Origin of the sequence: Mesorhizobium sp. M2E.F.Ca.ET.209.01.1.1 (assembly GCF_004010375.2) — a bacterium.
GTDB lineage: Bacteria > Pseudomonadota > Alphaproteobacteria > Rhizobiales > Rhizobiaceae > Mesorhizobium.
This window is the reverse complement of record NZ_SADP02000475.1, coordinates 1-361: the sequence shown is the minus strand read 5'-3', so window position 1 is coordinate 361 and position 361 is coordinate 1. Positions and strand designations below refer to the sequence as shown.

Genomic DNA, 361 nt, shown 5'->3' with positions numbered 1-361 from the left:
AACTGGGCGACGCCCGAGTTGGAATACTGGATCAGGTTCTCGAACACCTGCTGCAGGCTTGGATGCGTCTTGACCCAGCCGACCCGCCAGCCGGTCATCGCCCAGTTCTTTGAGAAACTGTTGACGAACAGGATGCGGTCTTCCGCCTCCGCGATGTCGAGGAACGACGGCGCGCGGCCGTGGCCATAGTGAAACAGCGAATAGATCTCGTCGGCGATGATCCACAGGCCCTTGGCGCGAGCGAGATCGAGGATCGCTCGCAAGGTCTCATGGTCGGCGGTCCAGCCGGTCGGATTGGACGGCGTGTTGATGAACAGCGCCTTCGTGCGCGGTGTGACCGCCGCCGCGATCTTCTCGACGT

The 361-nt window shown here is 62.3% G+C and carries 1 protein-coding gene; it reads right to left on the bottom strand.

What is annotated here, in order from left to right:
- On the bottom strand, positions 1 to 361 hold a 361-nt coding region (locus EN852_RS36550; RefSeq protein ID WP_135879739.1), incomplete at both ends, for an aminotransferase class I/II-fold pyridoxal phosphate-dependent enzyme.